15 protein-coding genes are annotated in these 15,627 nt (G+C 52.7%); 10 read left to right on the top strand and 5 right to left on the bottom strand.

Annotated features, from left to right (window positions below):
• Positions 1 to 5: 5 nt before the first annotated feature.
• Positions 6 to 947, bottom strand: coding sequence for a hypothetical protein (locus VE954_RS33865; RefSeq protein ID WP_324961395.1), 942 nt, complete (start codon positions 945 to 947; stop codon positions 6 to 8).
• A gap of 485 nt (positions 948 to 1,432) precedes the next feature.
• Here VE954_RS33865 and VE954_RS33860 point away from each other — a divergent pair, with 485 nt between their 5' ends.
• Both VE954_RS33860 and VE954_RS33855 read left to right on the top strand, forming a co-directional pair.
• Positions 1,433 to 2,320 carry an RICIN domain-containing protein gene (locus VE954_RS33860; protein ID WP_324961393.1) on the top strand — a complete coding sequence of 296 codons (888 nt, stop codon included), beginning with the start codon at positions 1,433 to 1,435 and terminating at the stop codon, positions 2,318 to 2,320.
• A gap of 152 nt (positions 2,321 to 2,472) precedes the next feature.
• A complete protein-coding gene (locus tag VE954_RS33855; protein WP_324961391.1) occupies positions 2,473 to 3,429 on the top strand; it encodes a trypsin-like serine protease in 957 nt (318 codons plus the stop codon).
• Positions 3,430 to 3,507: 78 nt separating this feature from the next.
• Here the strand turns inward: VE954_RS33855 and VE954_RS33850 are convergent, their stop codons facing one another.
• The gene (locus tag VE954_RS33850) at positions 3,508 to 4,173 is read right to left on the bottom strand and encodes a hypothetical protein (RefSeq protein ID WP_324961389.1); all 666 of its coding nucleotides are present in this window, start codon (positions 4,171 to 4,173) and stop codon (positions 3,508 to 3,510) included.
• A 190-nt stretch (positions 4,174 to 4,363) separates the two neighbouring features.
• Between VE954_RS33850 and VE954_RS33845 the strand changes: the two genes are divergently transcribed.
• Entirely contained in the window at positions 4,364 to 5,248 is an 885-nt protein-coding gene (locus VE954_RS33845) for a c-type cytochrome (RefSeq protein ID WP_324961387.1), read from the top strand.
• 56 nt (positions 5,249 to 5,304) lie between these two features.
• On the opposite strand, the gene VE954_RS33840 is transcribed toward VE954_RS33845, so the two are convergent.
• Complete coding sequence (locus tag VE954_RS33840) at positions 5,305 to 6,510, bottom strand: hypothetical protein (protein WP_324961385.1); 1,206 nt, start codon at positions 6,508 to 6,510, stop codon at positions 5,305 to 5,307.
• Between the two features lie 384 nt (positions 6,511 to 6,894).
• Between VE954_RS33840 and VE954_RS33835 the strand changes: the two genes are divergently transcribed.
• From VE954_RS33835 to VE954_RS33805, 7 genes are all read left to right on the top strand, one after another.
• Positions 6,895 to 7,701, top strand: a complete 807-nt coding sequence (locus tag VE954_RS33835; protein WP_324961383.1) for a transporter substrate-binding domain-containing protein — start codon at positions 6,895 to 6,897, stop codon at positions 7,699 to 7,701.
• A 176-nt stretch (positions 7,702 to 7,877) separates the two neighbouring features.
• Entirely contained in the window at positions 7,878 to 9,203 is a 1,326-nt protein-coding gene (gene creD / locus VE954_RS33830; protein ID WP_324961381.1) for a cell envelope integrity protein CreD, read from the top strand.
• 94 nt (positions 9,204 to 9,297) lie between these two features.
• Positions 9,298 to 9,921 (top strand): phospholipid scramblase-related protein, encoded by a 624-nt coding sequence (locus tag VE954_RS33825; protein WP_324961380.1) that lies wholly within the window; start codon positions 9,298 to 9,300, stop codon positions 9,919 to 9,921.
• Between the two features lie 119 nt (positions 9,922 to 10,040).
• Entirely contained in the window at positions 10,041 to 11,642 is a 1,602-nt protein-coding gene (locus VE954_RS33820; protein WP_324961378.1) for a caspase family protein, read from the top strand.
• A 17-nt stretch (positions 11,643 to 11,659) separates the two neighbouring features.
• Positions 11,660 to 12,220, top strand: coding sequence for an RNA polymerase sigma factor (locus VE954_RS33815; RefSeq protein ID WP_324961376.1), 561 nt, complete (start codon positions 11,660 to 11,662; stop codon positions 12,218 to 12,220).
• Positions 12,201 to 12,887: a hypothetical protein gene (locus VE954_RS33810; RefSeq protein WP_324961374.1), complete on the top strand. Its 687-nt coding sequence runs from the start codon at positions 12,201 to 12,203 to the stop codon at positions 12,885 to 12,887. Before VE954_RS33815 ends, VE954_RS33810 begins: the two co-directional genes overlap by 20 nt.
• A 106-nt stretch (positions 12,888 to 12,993) precedes the next feature.
• Positions 12,994 to 13,650 carry a hypothetical protein gene (locus VE954_RS33805; protein WP_324961372.1) on the top strand — a complete coding sequence of 219 codons (657 nt, stop codon included), beginning with the start codon at positions 12,994 to 12,996 and terminating at the stop codon, positions 13,648 to 13,650.
• Between the two features lie 79 nt (positions 13,651 to 13,729).
• Here the strand turns inward: VE954_RS33805 and VE954_RS33800 are convergent, their stop codons facing one another.
• The gene (locus VE954_RS33800; protein WP_324961370.1) at positions 13,730 to 14,680 is read right to left on the bottom strand and encodes a universal stress protein; all 951 of its coding nucleotides are present in this window, start codon (positions 14,678 to 14,680) and stop codon (positions 13,730 to 13,732) included.
• 232 nt (positions 14,681 to 14,912) lie between these two features.
• On the bottom strand, positions 14,913 to 15,626 hold the full coding sequence (locus VE954_RS33795) for an acetoin reductase (protein ID WP_349263855.1): 714 nt from the start codon (positions 15,624 to 15,626) through the stop codon (positions 14,913 to 14,915).
• Position 15,627 lies beyond the last annotated feature (1 nt).

The following is a 15,627-nucleotide window of genomic DNA, read 5'->3' as shown; positions in this document are numbered from 1 at the left end:
GCCCTTCAACCCGGAGTATCGGACACGCGTCTGATCCCGGTCAGGCTCATAAAGGCATCAAGGTCATGTTGAAGTTCTTCCAGAGACGTGTAGCGTCTCGTCTTCAGCACGGCATCATAGAATGTTTTCTGCAGCATGTGGTTGAACTGCCTGATCATACCGAAGGCCTCGGCTTGACCGAGGCTTGTTGGTACATGAGCGATCTCATTAATATGAAGAAAGACTTGATAGGGATGGCTTTTATTAACGCCGCTGAACTCCGTGCTAAAATCTGTGATAATGCGCTGCACCTGCAGCCCACACTGATCAAAATACGGTAAGACTCTATCATTGAGGAGGTCAGCGGCGGAGAGAGCCGTGCGCTGCGGATAGAGTTTGGCAAAACCCACATGGGAATAGCAGTCGATGGCAGTCTGCTGATAGATTTTGCCAATGCCTCGGATATAACCCACGAAATAGGTGTCCTGGACCAGCAAGTGAGCTGGACCTTCCGGCTGCTTGCATTGCTGTTCCACTTCTTCGGATCGTTCCTGCGCGACAGCTTCGACCGTCCCGCATATCTCTCTCTGCCTTAACCTTTGTTCTTTGGTTTCCAACCCATGTTTCAGCCATATCCCCCTGACACTGCCGGCACTGATAATGATGCCTCGACGCTTCATTTCACTGCATACCCTATCCTTGCCATGCGTCGGCCATTGGGTGGCATAGGCCAGCACCTTGGTTTCAATGTCTTTGGAAATAGGAAGGCGTGACCTGGGGTTTTTCATATTTCCTTTGAATCGCTCCAGGACCTGAGCCACGCCTTCCGTCTTCAAAACATTCTTGATATCCGAGCTTTCGTGGGTCAGAGTGCCCAGGTATCTATAGACCTCAGCAATGTTTAAGAGACTTTTTCCCAGTTCGTTGAGATTCACCTGCCGTTCAATGATGCGCCTGTTTTTGGTCATACCGTCCGCCTTCTTAACGTCTGCTTGCGTGTCCCGATGTGGGGTAATGTGATGCCTCCACTGCAAAACCTACTCCGCGGAGGAGCCGTAGGAATATCGGTCCATTGGCCATTAAATCCGGGAACAGCAGTTAATCATTGGGGATATCGCTGACACTCCTCTAAAGAATTGTTTAGACGAAAACCTTGCGTTCCCTAGTGCAAATGCAAGGGCTGGAGGGACGTGAAATCTGTTCAGGGTTTTTGGTGTGGCCAACCGGTGAACGATAAGACCTTCGTCAACGGATCAAGGAATGGCGCATTTTTAATGGAGTTTTGTAAGACCATAAAATTTGCTTTCATGGAGTTATTTTTCAAATAGCGAACCGAATAAAAATTTCCACAATTCAAACTCGTCTCTACCTGTTTCGTCAAGGCTGCCCTTTGGAATGCAAAGCTGATGGCACGGAAGATGTATAAGCTTGAGAAACTTCGATTGGAGATGTCATGAAGATTCTGAAACAGTGTGTCCTGCCTTTTGCGTCCATGGCTTTGCTCTTTGCTTGCGCACAGCGGCCCAGCCCCACATCAGCCCTTGAAGCGCAAAGCCAGCAAGCGGAAACCGTTCAACCTCTCAGTGAGATCGAGCGCATCGTCGATCTGGAAAGCAGCTATGCGGAACAGTCTACGTTGGCTGAGAAAGTGAGTGCTGATAAAAGCGCGTTGGAAGCAACGGCGAATGCTTTGACGGAACAGGTTCAAAGCATGTCCAAGCAGATGGAATCGGAGAGCCTGCCCGACCTTCAAAAAGCCGAGGTTCAGGCCCAGATTGAAGCGATGCTGAAGGAAAAAGTCGCCGTGGAAGCCAACATCAGCTCCTTGACCGCTACAGATGCTGCTGCCAAAAAAGAATTGGAAGCTCTTAAAGCGGAGATCGAAAAACTGAAGAAGGATCTGGCAGCATCGAAGACAGCCACCCCAGCTGCTAAGACCGCTGCCACTCACTACAAATTTACCTACACGGGTCAGAAATGTTTGGACGTGCAGGCTAGCGGGACAGCCGACAATGTTCCTATCCTTGGCTTTGCTTGTAACGCCAATTCCTTGAATCAGCAGTTTGTTTATGATGTCCGTGGTGCTTATTTCTTTCTCAAATCCAGGGTCTCGAATAAGTGCGTCTCCGTTACAGGTACTGCTGTGTCATCCCCGGTTGTGCAGAAAGCGTGTACTTTCAATTCCGACAAGTCCTGGCAATGGTTTGGTGTCGCTGGGACCAAGGGTAAACTGCGGAATCAGTATTCCGGAAAATGTCTGGGCGTAAACAATCTTGGTCGTATGGTCCTGTCGGAATGTAATTCGATCTATGCGATCAACTTCAGTTACTTTAAAATTTGATTGGGCACGCTGACGAGTCGAACACAAAGAGAGGCTTTTCGAGAAATCGAAAGGCCTTTCGACATTCCCAGTCAGCTTTTATCAGGAATAAATTTTAGGTGTGGTCCGTCTTCCCCTTAGTAACATCATCGACGTTCAAGGAGAAGTCTGTCATGAAGTCCATTACCTATGTGAAATCTGCCTTTTATAGTCTTACGCTGATAGCCCTGGGTGGTTGCGCCCCAAGCGACCCGCAGTCTGAAACCAAATTGATCAACGGCACGGTCGCCACCAAAACTCAATTCCCCTCGGCCCTGGTCTACCTACTGCCGGGTGGAGGACAGTGCACGGGAACCAAAGTCAGCGATCGTCATATTCTTACAGCTGCCCACTGCCTGGCCGATAGTTTGGGAACCCTCCGTCCTGGATTGGTCCGCGGCTCACGTATTCATGCTTCCAATTTTCCAGAGCGCACCACGACAGACACGAGCCAATGGTATGTCGGCAGGGTAAAAAGCTATTGGGTCTTTGATCAGTTTACGCGTGATTGTGCAAGCTCCGGTGGTCTCTGTGGGCGCGGCACACAGCTCGCTTTTCTACCACCTCCGGATTTGGCCTTGATCGAAGTGGAAGGCACTCTGCCGTCCCAGTGGCCTTCGGCCAAAATTGATAAAACCTACGTTTGGAATGGAGATCCCGTTGTCATCGCGGGTTACGGATGTGAGTCCGGTACCAGCTCGTCTGGCGCCAGTTCCACGGTACGTAAAAAATTTGGCAGAACGTCCGTCCTTGCTGGTTCGGTGATCAACGATCTGGAGCCACGAGTCTCTGAAGCCAATATGAACAATTTTGAAAGCTATTATTTTATGACGCCCGGCGCTCACTATAATTATGAGAGCTCGGCGAACAATGTCAGTCTTTGTCCTGGAGACTCTGGCGGCCCTGTGTATCGCGACAGTGCAGAGGAAGTGGTGGTGGGCATTCACTCGAGCTATATCTTCTACTCGGCCGACGATTACTCATGGGCGAACCGTCACACCAGGCTGGTTGATCCGTGGCAGGGTACTGACGTGCTCCCATGGCTGGAAAGCTTCCTTCCGGACTCTTCCTTTACAACAACCCCATTGTAGAGTTGTGGGAGGGTACGATCTCTCGGCTTGTTAAAAAAGCTGTTGATCGTGACACCTAAGCCCACTCCTGGTGATGTCTTACATTTTTACGCCGAAGGTCAAAGCCAGTTCCTGACCTTCCAGGGCCACGTTTCTGAACTTGATTTTGTCGCTGCTGACCTGGTTGCCGGTCAAACCCTGGATCTTATACAGGCTTTGAAATGAGGCACGGCCTGCGGCGACTGTATTCGAATGTTTATATTCCAGACCCAGATCCGCTGAACCGAAATTGATGGTCCCGCCGATGCCGAGATCGACGTTGACGATGGGTGTGAAGCTGGATTTGTATCGGGCAAATTCATTGCTTTCATTGTCCTGCGTTAGCTGCTGACGGGACAATCCGCCTAACATATAGACCTTGCTTGTTTCTGTTTTGGCCAGATTAATGCGAGAAAAACCATTCAAGACAGTTTGATCCATCTGAACGCCATTGCTGGGATAATAGCGCGCGAAGCTAAAGCCCAAGCCTAATTCCAGAATATCATCAACCACATGAACAGCGGCCAAGCCCAATCCGGCAGTGTTGTAGTAAGATGAGCTTACGCCGTCCGTCGTCGCCGGAGCTCCGTCTTGAAGGTAGGTGGCTTTGTCGGCGTCGAGGCGCATGTTAGCGTGAAAGGCGCGGGTTTCCACCTGCAGGCCTTCGCCATAAGCAGCCGAGGAGGTCAGAACAGTCAAAAGCACGGTCGAAATGATGGATTTCATGAGGATTCCTGTTTCAGTCTTAGTGTGTTCGACAACGCCCTTCTTTCGGGCGTGAATGAGACGAAACAAGGCCTCGCTTACTGCATGGATGGCGCAGAAAAGTTCATAACCTTCCGGAATGCAGCAAAAAACACCGTGTAGCGTCCCCTTCCGGTTCGACGCCCATTCATTCTTTGCCAGGGAAAATACTGTGAAAAAATTGGCCCGGAAGACTTTCCAAGTCTTATGCGTTCTCGCCGTCCTGATCTGCGCCGCCTATCTGATTGTCCAATGGAAGGTCCAAAGCAAGGCCAGCCAGAGGATTCAGGCTCCTTCTTTTTCGATGCTCGAGGCCATGTCCAAGGCTGACCTCGCCTTAGGCCAGCGGATCGTTCATGTCCGCAGTGCGTGCGTCGACTGCCATGGGCAAGACCTGGCAGGAAAGCTGGTGGTTGATGACCCGGCTATGGGCACCTATTATTCTGCCAACCTTACGCCGTCAGGCCTTGCCGCATGGTCCGATGACCAGATCGCTGCCGCTATCCGTTACGGGGTGCATCGCACCAATCGATCTTTGATGTTCATGCCAAGTTTTGATTATGTGGCGATGAGCCAAGAGGATATCGCTTCCATCATTGTCTACCTGCGATCTCTGCCTGCAGTGGAAAAGTCCGTCCAAAAATCGGTCCCCGGTCCGATGGCGAACGTGCTTCATACGCTAGGCAAGATGCCGATCCTCCTGCCCGCCACCAGTATGGACCTGAGTCAGGGTTTTGCGAAAAAACCCGACGAAGGGGCCACGCTTGAATTCGGCCGCTACCTCGTTCAAACATCGTGCATCGGTTGCCATGGGCAGGAACTCCAGGGTGGAACCATCGCCGGCGGTCCTCCTTCGTGGCCAGAAGCCAGTGATCTGCGCTTCGCCGGAGTTTCCAAATGGACTGAGGCATCATTCATACGAACCTTGAAAACAGGCGTATCGGCGCGCACGGGTTTGGCGTTGCGTCCACCGATGCCGATGCAATACGTCCGTGAGTTGAATGATATGGAGATGCAGGCGATGTGGCTTTATCTGAGCAGCTTGCAGAAGCATTGATGATAAGGAAGGCAGGGCAGACCCCATGGCTCAATCACCATGGGGATGGGGTTCGATCAATTGGTGGGGAGCGTGGCGTAAACCGGAGCGGCGAGCGCTCCATCGTCGCCTTTGAGTCGCAGATTCAAACGGAATTCATAATCACCATCCGTTCGTACAGTCTGCTTGAAGGAGTAATCCGGTATCATGAACGCCTGACTGGAAGGGAAGTACGTGGAACTGGTTTGCCAGGTTTCGGTACCCTTCAGACGGTATTCAAAGCGTAACTCGCCGCCTTTTTTCGCCGTCACGACACCAAAATTCAAGGTGAATTGAGTGCCGGTTTTTTGCACGGACTTCAGTTTAAAGTAAGTGACCTCGTTCAAGGCGAGGGGGGTGGCGGCCTGAGCCAGCTCGTCCTCGGTTCCTGGCCATTTGTCGTTGAAGCCAGGGCGGGTTGCGAGGGCACGGATGCCGGCGATGTCATCATCAGTCAGAAAAATTTTCGACATGTTCGAAGCCGAAGCCATGATGCTGTTCAACTCAGGATGCTCCGATTTGAAATTCGGATCGCAGTTCGATGGACCTTCATATTGATCACAAAGACCCCAAACATGGCCGAATTCATGAACAAGGACCTGAAGCGCCACAGCTGTTCCGCGGGGTGCGACCTCGACTGTATGGCGGGCTTGCATGGTATTTAAAAGGTCCTGACTCACGAACGGTTGGCTATTCAATTCCTGCTGGCTCACCCAACGCGTGGTGCCCCAGCTATCAGGTGTGATCGCATAATCGCGTAGGAAAAGATGACGTTTGAAGCTGGTGATATTGGTGGAAGAGAATCCGCGCCAGCTGGAGCCGGTTTGCCCTACGGTTCCACCCGAGAACGGCGAGAAACCCATCACCACATCCACATCGTCCCCGCAGTTTTTATAGTAAGCCGTCTGCAAGGTATCCGATCGATCGCTTGCGGTTGCCCGTGGCTGATCTTTCACGATCGTTTCGACTTGAATGGAACGGCCCAGATAAGCAGCCCAGATATTGATGGCCGCTTTGATTTCCTCTTCCACACCCGGCAGGTCATCGACCATATATTGGGCCACGCAGACTTTATAAATGTCGTTCGGGCCTTTGTTGATCAAATACTGCGGGGTTTTGGGATTAAGGCTCTGGTCCTGAAGGTGGCCCCACGACAGATCACTGTCCTGGTCCGAGGCTTTATTACAGGCGAGTGGCGAGGCGCCCAGGCTCAAGATTAAGGGCAGCAGCCTGAGTTTTGTCATGGATCATTCTCCGTCAGCAAAGGGATACAGCAGGAACCAACTGCTGATGGTTCTAGCAGAAGCCTCATATATCCATTGGGAATGCGTTGGGGCCATTCCATAGGGTGATGCGAGGGCGAGTATAGGGATTTGTGTTTCGAAATAAAGCAGTAAAGTCAGCTACATACTGTTGCAAAATGCCGACAGGGCGAGCAACCCGTGCATATTTCAGGCAAAGAGAAAAATAATATACAAAATTATGTGCTGTTCCAAAGTCAGTTTGCCGCCCGGAGTGAGAGCACACAGGCGCTTCTGGCAAAAAAAACCTTGTATACTTCGCTGGAAAGGACCAAAAAAGATGAAGACCCCTGTGTTCCAGCCCGGTGCAGAACCAAAGGAGACACCGTGCATCATTCCGATTTTATCTCGAAGCGGATCACCTCTCTGCTTTTTTTAGTGGTATGGGAAAGTCCAGTTTTAGCCCATGTGAAATCCCCCAAGTCAGTCGTAAAACCCCTGGAAATCATGGTTGAAGATGCTGCTCCACCCTGGTCTGGGGCTGATGGCAAGGGTTATGCGAATGATGTGGTCAAGGCCGTCTATAAGGAAGTGGGCGTGCCGGTCGTGCTCAAGGTTGTGCCCTACGCCCGTTGCAAAAAGACTGTTCTGAAAGGTCAGGCCGTCGCGTGTTTTAGCATGGCCTGGCATGACGAGTTTGATGGCCTTCTGAAATTAGCCAGCGAACCTCTCATCTACCTCAATGTTGATGTCTTTGAAAGCATCAAGCGGCCTCTTCCTAAACCGGCACAAGGGACTTGTGATATTCCACCTAACACTCGGGTCGGTACCGTTCGAGCCTATGAATATCCTCCCGAAGCCATGGCGCTGGTGACCCGTGGGGCCATATTCGAGACCTATCATTCGGATATACACACGCTCAAGATGCTGGCATCAGGTCGCATCGATGCTGCCATTATCATGACCAATGAACTGGAGCCGAGGAATACAAAATCTTTGGAAGCCAAGACCGATCAACAGGTCCGCTTTGCTTTCAACTGTGGGAAGGAAGCAGGCACGATAGGCTTCAGCCTGACTCATCCGCTGGGCCTACTGGCTTGGACCCACTATGAAGAAGGCTACAAACGCCTGAAGAAAAAGGGCACGCTCCGGGCTATTGCCGAAAAATGGGGCGATAACCGGACCACCTTCTAGCCAACATCTCTGATCCAATTTACCCATAGCCTGGCCACTCACCCGGAAGCAGATCTGGAATTTCCCTGCAACTTCACAGGGACTTCACATGGACTTCCAGAACCCCTCACATGCGGGGGGTATGGTCTCCTTCGGTCCGTCCTTTATCGGGGCAGGGACCAGACAAGGAGGTATTTATGATATCCAAAGGGCTTTTAAAAGTAGGTGCTGTCGGGGGTCTTGGTTTGATCCTTCTCGTGGCTTTGATTTTGATTGGGGCTGCCGTTTCGGAGCGCAGTGAACGTCGGGCTGCTGTCCTGCAGGAGATGACGCAAACCAGCGCCGGAGAACAGGTTCTGTCGGGACCGGTTTTGGTTCTGCCTTATGAACTTCATACGCAAGCGACAGCTATCGATAGCAAGGGGGTCACCAGCAATAGGCCCACCATCACCCGTTACGAAAAAGTTATCATGCCGCGGGTTTTGTCCATCAACGGTCAAATGCAGACCGAGAAACGCTACCGGAGCCTTTACGAAGCTCTGATCTATGCCACCACCTTTCATCTGGAGGGCAGCTTCGAGTTTCCCGATCCAAAGGATGTGACGGTCGCCGAAGGATCCCGCATCCACTGGCTCAAGCCTTACGTCGTGGTCCTGGTCAAGGATGCGCGTGGTATCACCACCATTCCGAATCTTAAGTGGAATGGTGGAAACATCCCGGTCAAGCCCGGACAACCCAGCGCCATCCTCACGGGTAGCAATGGCTTTCACGCCGAAGTTTCCGAGCAGGTACGGGAGGGCGGGCGCTTCAGTTATGAGATCGATTTCCTCCTGCGCGGTACCCATTCGCTAAGCTGGATCCCCTTGGCGGAGGCCACGACGGTGACATTGAGCGCCAACTGGCCCCATCCCAGCTTTCAGGGACGATCGTTACCGAAAAGCCATAGCATCACGGGGGAGGGGTTTACCGCCGCATGGGAATCGACGCGTTACGCCACGAATATCCCGCAGGTCATTTCCAATCAGTTGAACGAGGCCGTGACATGGCAAACGGAAACTGTTGGTCTTAGGCTTATTCAGCCCGTTGATATCTATCAGCAGGCGGAACGTTCGGTGAAGTACGGCGCGCTGTTCATATTTCTCACGTTTGCGGCCTTCCTGCTGTTTGAAGTCCTCAAAAAACTGCCGATCCATCCGGTTCAGTACGGCCTTGTGGGTCTGGCTCTGGTGCTCTTCTATCTCCTCCTTTTGGGTCTGTCTGAGCACATCGATTTTGCGTGGGCTTATGGCATTGCCACCCTGTCTTCAGTCAGTCTCTTGGGCTTTTATTTGCGGCATGCCTTGCATTCCAAAACATTAGGTGCAGGTTTTGCGGCGTCCCTCGCGGGGCTCTACGGCATCATGTATGGGATTATTCTTTCCGAGGATTATGCCCTTCTTTACGGCTCGATCCTGCTCTTTGCGCTCCTGGCCGGTGCGATGATAGCCACACGCAGGGTGAATTGGTATGCTTTAAAATCCTGATGTCGAGGTCGCTCAACCCAGCGTATGATGCCATCTGTGGCGGAATGCGAACGATCCCATCAGCCTGGCGATGGGAGGGAATGTGAGGACAGTCATGAATAGCCCCGGCCCCGTTTTATCTCAACACAGTCACATGCTGGTGAAACAGCGGCATGAGCTGGCCGAGTGGTTCGGCTTTGAAACGCGCAACAAATATGAAATCCTTGCCGCATCAGGTCAGTCTTTAGGCTTCGCAGCGGAACAAGGCAAAGGCATTTTGGGACTTATGATGCGGCAGATCCTGGGCCATTGGCGCAGTTTCGAACTGCATTTTTATACGCCTGATCGCCAGGAATTTATGCGGGCCTCGCATCCGTTCCGTTGGTATTTCCAGGAGCTCATAGTTCAGGACGGCCAGGGTCGTGGTTTGGGTCGCGTGGTCAAACGCTTTTCCATTCTGAGCAAACGCTTTGCTCTTTACGATGCCTTGGGCAATGTCATCATGGAAGTTTCGTCGCCGATTTGGAAGATATGGACTTTTCCCTTTATGCGGCAAGGCAAGCTCGCGGCTGTGGTCAAGAAAAAATGGACGGGTCTTCTGCGCGAAGCCTTCACCGATAAGGATACATTTTCCATTGAGATTGAGGATCCGACTTTGAGTGAAGACCTCAGGCGCCTGCTCCTGGCCGCGGCCCTTTACGTCGACATCATGTACTTTGAGAAAAAAGCCAATTCCTGACCCAGGGCTGCAAAGCCCAGGCCTGCCTGAATAAAGTCAGGTTCACCCAATTTTTGGCGCCATCCACCCGGCTATTTCGTTATCCTGGAATGAGGCCGGAAGGAGGCGATGCGATGGGGATGGTCCGACTGTTACTGACATTGATGCTGGCGGGAACAGCGGGCCATGCCGGCTGTTCCCGCCAGGGAACAGCCGGCATGGCTCAAGCCGCAGATCGGACTCAGGTTTTCGTCCTGGCCCTGGCCAGTGCCGAATCGTTTGATCGGACGCTCCCCGTGCTGCGGTTTGCAGGCCAGGATGTGAAGAGGATGCAGAACGTTCTGAAACGCATGGCCCAGGTTCCGGACCAGCGTATTACGGTTTTGCAGGATTCCAGCCGCACTGCCCTCAGACATGCCTTCACAGCCTTGGCGGATCGTATGCGAGCCGCGGGGCGACCTCATGAAACAAAGTTCATTTTTTACTACACAGGGCACTCGGATACCAAGGGACTCCACCTCGCCGATGGGCTTTTGGGCAAAGACGAGTTGAATGCCCTCCTGGCCTCAATTCCGGCCAACGCCCGTATTGCGTTTTTCGACAGCTGCTATGCGGGGGGATTGGCCACCAAAGGGATCAAGCCGGCGGCGGATTTTGTAGTGCCGCGTGCGGAGTACGATGAGCCGAGTGGTTCGGTGTTCCTGGCTGCCACGTCGGGAACTGATGTTGCCTTTGAACTGGAGGAACTCGGCGGCAGTCTCTTTACGCATCATCTGGTTGCGGGACTCTATGGGGCTGCGGATGCCAATCGCGATGGGCTGGTCACCGTCGACGAGGTCTATCACTATGTCTACCAGCAGATGAGCTCGGGGGCGATGTCTCTGCCGCGCGGTCATTTGCAAAAACCCGAATATGCCATGCGTCTGCACGGTAAAGGCGCTCTTGTGCTGGCTGAAGTCAAGCGAGCCACCGTTCCTCTTCAGATCGATGCTGAGCTGAGCGGGCGCTTGATTTTGTCCATGGATGGCGGCCTTCAGGTTTTCAAGATTATAAAGCCGGAAGGTCAGGTGATGCAGATGCAGCTGGTGCCGGGGGATTATCGTGTGACCTTGGAGCAGGATGATAACGTGGGTCATGGGCTCCTACGCGTGCCGTCCCGTGGCACGACGCAGCTGAGTCGCGCGCAGCTGGTCTTTGAAAAGGCTCCCAGGCTTGCGCTGGTGGCCAAGGGCGAGCGTCCGCGGCCTCGATGGGCTGTTGCGATGGGGGTGGCTAACAGCACTTATAGCAGGATCGGCCCACGTATGGAGGCGGAACTCGCCACGCGGAGCGCTACGATTGAAGGCCTCGACTGGCGTTTTCTGATCAACGGCGGTTGGCAAACGAACCGTTTGGATTATCAAAACCAAAGCGGGCATTCGCAAACTCTGAGTTTTCTGGCAGGCGCTCGGGGCAGCCTTTGGCCAGCCTGGGCGCTCGATGGCCAGGACTGGCGACTGCTGCTGGCAGGCGGCTTCGATTACGTCTGGCAGGATTGGGATGCGCCTTCGGGGGTCATCCTGCGCACGTTTCAACCTTTTATTCCGAAAGTCGCTTATGGCCTGGGAACCTCGTTCACAAGGCCATCCGGATTGACTTTTGGCCTCAACTTTCGACGTGAGTTTCCATTTGCGACTGGCAAGGAAACGGGTGATGTTTTTGCCCTGGGAGCCAGTGTTTTTGCAGCCAGTGTGGAATGGTAGGTGCACGATGAGATATAATGAACGAACTCATGCAATCCGTTCACGAAAAAATTCAGCCATCCCTTCAGTGTTCCGACAAAGGGACGATCGAACGCCTTTACAAAAAAATGGCGAAAGCGGCGATCGCCAAAGCCGCCTCGATTGTTCGTCGGCAGGATGTCGCGGCCGAGATCGCTCACGATACCTTCTTCAAACTCTGGCAAAGCGGGTCCACCTTTCCCAACGAAAAAGCTGTGTATGTCTGGATTTACCGAACCTGTCATCGGGCGGCGATCGATTATCTGCGGTCGGCTTCGCATCGCCGGGAATCCTTCACGGGCGAAAACCTGGACGAAATGGAATCGGTACCCGCATCCCGCTACGGGAACATTGTGATGACCAGGCAGCTGGTGCAGGCGGCCATTCAGCAGTTGAAGCCCGACGAAGTGGAAGCCTTTCTTTATGTGGCGCTCGATGGAATGACGCAAAACGAAGTGGCCGAAGTCATGGAACTGTCCCGACGCACGGTCCAGCGGCTCCTCGAAAAAGTGGAAATCAAATTCCAGGAGGTCAGACGTCGTGATGCCTCAGGATCCTGATTTTTCGAAACACTCGCGCCTGTCCCAGCATCTTGCCCTTATGGATCTGGCGGACACCCCAATTGCGCCTGAGGAAACAGCCGACGAAGCGCGTGTGATTGAAGCCATGGTTCCGAAGCCTCTGGTCCTGCCCTCGCGTCTTAAGTCGCGCCCGTTGTGGTACCTGGCGCCTCTTTTGATGGCAGCCGCCGGTGTGGGGCTCATGCTCTTTCAGAAACCTGTCCGTGAGGCTTCGCCTTGGACGGTGAAGGGGGCCGGTCATGTCCAGATTTTTGTTGAGCAGGACGGGCACGTGCAAACGTTGGAAGAAGCTGGTCCTCTGACGCCCAGCGCGCGGATCAAAGCCGAGGTTTTCTCGGAGGCACCCGCTGTGGCCTTCTGGGGTGTTAGCAGCCAGGACGGTCAGCTCCTCCAGGATCCCGAATGGATTGCGCAGAATCGAATGATGCTGGAGCGTCCGGAGAAAAAGTTTTTTACCGGAAGCCTTCAACTCGATGGACCCAGTGAAGGCGAATCCCTCTGCATCATGGTTTGTCCCATGGACATGATGCCCCGTCTTGAGGACCCTGCAATCTTTCAGGAAATTGTCCAGACAATAGCCAGCAAAGCCTTGCCCGACGGCAATCTTACAGGCTGTAAGAATTCATGCTTTCAGCTCCGGCCCTGATGGAATTTTGTAACGACTCGAATTAACAGCACAATATTTTGGCGCTTTCCGCGGCTCTTTTGCGTTTAAGGGATAAGTATCTCTCAACGCAAGATTGGAGCCTCGTATGAAACACCTCGTCACCGCCCTCGTCCTGAGTTTTCTCGGATTCCACGCCAGCCAGGCTCATGCTGAAAATATTTTTCGACGCATGACGCCACCTGATGAGCAAGGGCAACTGCGCGAGGAAAAATCCATTACGGTGGGACTGCCTTTAACATTGCCATTCAATCTTCCGAGCCAGGCCCAGTATCGCTTAGGTCAGCAATGGCTGATCGGTGGCGGATTTACGGTTGAAGAGAGCGGCAAGGACGAGGATGATCGCCTCCTCTTTCCTGGTCATCGGTATGAAACTCAAAGTCAGATCGGAAGCGCTTACGTCGAGTATTATGTCAGTGGAAAATCCGGTTTCCACATCGGCTTCGGTGTGGAAGGGCGTATGGGAAAGTTCACCGAGTTGTTACGGGATCGAAACGGACAGGAGCAGGAAACCGCGAATGGTACCTATCATGCAATCTATGCAGGCCCTTCGTTCGGTTGGACGTGGATCTGGACCAATGGTGTGACATTCGGCTTCGATATCAGCCGCCGCAAACAGTTTCAGATGGAGATCCTGAGTGAAGCCGTCCAGGGAGTCTCGGCACCAAATACGGTCGACGTGGTATCGTCCAAGGTGATCCCTGTGACCGTGCCGGGTATGGTGATGTTGGGTTTTTCTTTTTAAGATTCTTTGGAAAGACCCTGTCATCCGGGTCTTTCCCAAGAGTCTTCGGAAGTCGGCCACACCTCCGGAGTCGCTCGTCCTATCCTGGCACCACAATCACGGGGCGTTTAAGGTCCAGAAGTGCGCGTGAGGTCATGCGGCCAATCATCAAAGGTCGCACTTTGATCATGCGGTGCCGACCAAACACGATGAGGTCGGGACGCTGATCTTCTATAATTCTCTCAATTCCGGCGTCGACTTGTCCAAAAATGGCCTGTGCCTTGTATTCGACTGTATTATGGGAAAGTGAAATAAAATCCTGGCTCCGTCGATGCAATTCCTGCTCGCATAGATTTCTGACTTCGTCGTCCGCGAGGTCCAAACCTAAGGCCTGCGGGGAATTTTCAATCACGTGAATATGTTGGACGACAGAACGGTTGAAATGCATAGCCAGATTTGCCGCGAATCCCATGACACCTATACTATCGCTTCGCAGGTCGTCGGCCACCAGAATCTTAAGTCCTTCCTGGTTCCAATCGATGCTGGCTTCTTCAGGCATGACCAGAACCGGAGCAGGAGACGAAGACATGAGGGAGAGTGAAGTTGAAAACCCGCTATAGATATATTTATAGCTGGGCCGTGAGGTCCCGGTTATCACTAAGTCAGATTTCAAAACGATGGCTTCTGAAATGATGCCTTCAGCGGCGTCCTTGGCTTCGAGCACAACACCAGTAATGTTTTGCGTGCTATGCTGCTTAACAAGGCCTGCTATTTCCTGTCGGTATTTATCCAAAGCGTACTCTTTCCCAATTCGCAATGCCTTATCCAGATTGCTTCGAGAGATCTTGATTTTGTCTGGCATTGGAATCTCGCCCCATGGTGGGGCTTGCGTGGGTTCAAAAACGTTGACGAACGTAAGGTCGGCATTGAGCTTGCGAGCCAGGACAGGAGCCATATTAAGCAACGTGTTGGTGGCTTCCGTATAGCCGCCGTTCTCCTGGTGAGCAAGTGAAATCGCCGCAACAATTGATTTCATTTGAGTCATCGCCATCACCGAGATCCTCCCGCTATACTTCCGCTCCAGGATGGAGGATCGCTGGCTGGAAATGAAGCCTCTGATTGCTGGTCGATTCTATCAATGGGTCGACTCTGTTTTTGGAACGGAGCACTGGCTTGCTTATTTTCCTCCCCATTGATCCGGCCTTCGGATGGTCGAGTCTGTCGAGACAAAATCATAATCACGGACGCAGTCACTAAAGTTAATCCTGCCATGATGGATATATTCATCGGTAAACCAGCCCTCCATCAATCAAAGGAGCCTGGCCTGTCATGTAATCGGAATCAGGGCCGGCAAGGAAGGAAACAAAAGCGGCGACATCTTCAGGTGTTTCCGCGCGTCCCAGGGCGATCCCGCCCACATATTTGTCGTAAGTTTCACCGATTTTGGCGCCCGTGATTTCAGCCATGCGTTTGTCAATTTCCACCCACATGTCGGTCCCAACCTCTCCGGGGCAGTAGGCATTCACAGTGATGCCGTCGGCAGCGAACTCTTTAGCCGCTGCCTGGGTTAAAGCTCTGACCGCGAATTTGGTTGCGGAGTAGATACCCAGCAGAGGAAAACCTTCGTGCCCGGCAATGGAGGACGCACTGATGATTTTTCCCTTCTGTTTCCGTTGTTTAAATTTCCTGGCCGCTGCCTGAATACCCCACAGGACACCTTCCACATTGATCTTGAAAATCTTGTCCACTTCATCCGGGGTGACATGAGAAAGCGGCTGGACCTGGACGATACCGGCATTGTTGATCATGATGTCGAAGCCCTGAAGCTCCTTTTCTGCATGATCTACCGCAGCGTAAATTTCCTCCCGATGCATGACATTGGCGCGGAATATCGTCGCCCGACGTCCCCGTGTTTGCACCTCATCCGCTACAACTCTCATCCTGTCTTCATTCATGTCCACGAGTGCGATATCCGCACCGTCGCTGGCCAGACGCAGG

The sequence above is a fragment of the Oligoflexus sp. genome, from assembly GCF_035638955.1.
Taxonomy (GTDB): Bacteria; Bdellovibrionota_B; Oligoflexia; order Oligoflexales; family Oligoflexaceae; genus Oligoflexus.
Note: the sequence above shows the minus strand (reverse complement) of the source record. Positions and strands in the feature narration are given on the sequence as shown.

Coding starts and splice junctions, on each gene's coding strand:
- VE954_RS33815 (WP_324961376.1), top strand. CDS start 11,660: ATGAACGAACTCATGCAATCCGTTCACGAAAAAATTCAGCCATCCCTT.
- VE954_RS33840 (WP_324961385.1), bottom strand. CDS start 6,510: ATGACAAAACTCAGGCTGCTGCCCTTAATCTTGAGCCTGGGCGCCTCG.
- VE954_RS33825 (WP_324961380.1), top strand. CDS start 9,298: ATGAATAGCCCCGGCCCCGTTTTATCTCAACACAGTCACATGCTGGTG.
- VE954_RS33865 (WP_324961395.1), bottom strand. CDS start 947: ATGACCAAAAACAGGCGCATCATTGAACGGCAGGTGAATCTCAACGAA.
- VE954_RS33855 (WP_324961391.1), top strand. CDS start 2,473: ATGAAGTCCATTACCTATGTGAAATCTGCCTTTTATAGTCTTACGCTG.
- VE954_RS33860 (WP_324961393.1), top strand. CDS start 1,433: ATGAAGATTCTGAAACAGTGTGTCCTGCCTTTTGCGTCCATGGCTTTG.
- VE954_RS33800 (WP_324961370.1), bottom strand. CDS start 14,680: ATGGCGATGACTCAAATGAAATCAATTGTTGCGGCGATTTCACTTGCT.
- VE954_RS33805 (WP_324961372.1), top strand. CDS start 12,994: ATGAAACACCTCGTCACCGCCCTCGTCCTGAGTTTTCTCGGATTCCAC.
- VE954_RS33850 (WP_324961389.1), bottom strand. CDS start 4,173: ATGAAATCCATCATTTCGACCGTGCTTTTGACTGTTCTGACCTCCTCG.
- VE954_RS33820 (WP_324961378.1), top strand. CDS start 10,041: ATGGTCCGACTGTTACTGACATTGATGCTGGCGGGAACAGCGGGCCAT.
- creD (WP_324961381.1), top strand. CDS start 7,878: ATGATATCCAAAGGGCTTTTAAAAGTAGGTGCTGTCGGGGGTCTTGGT.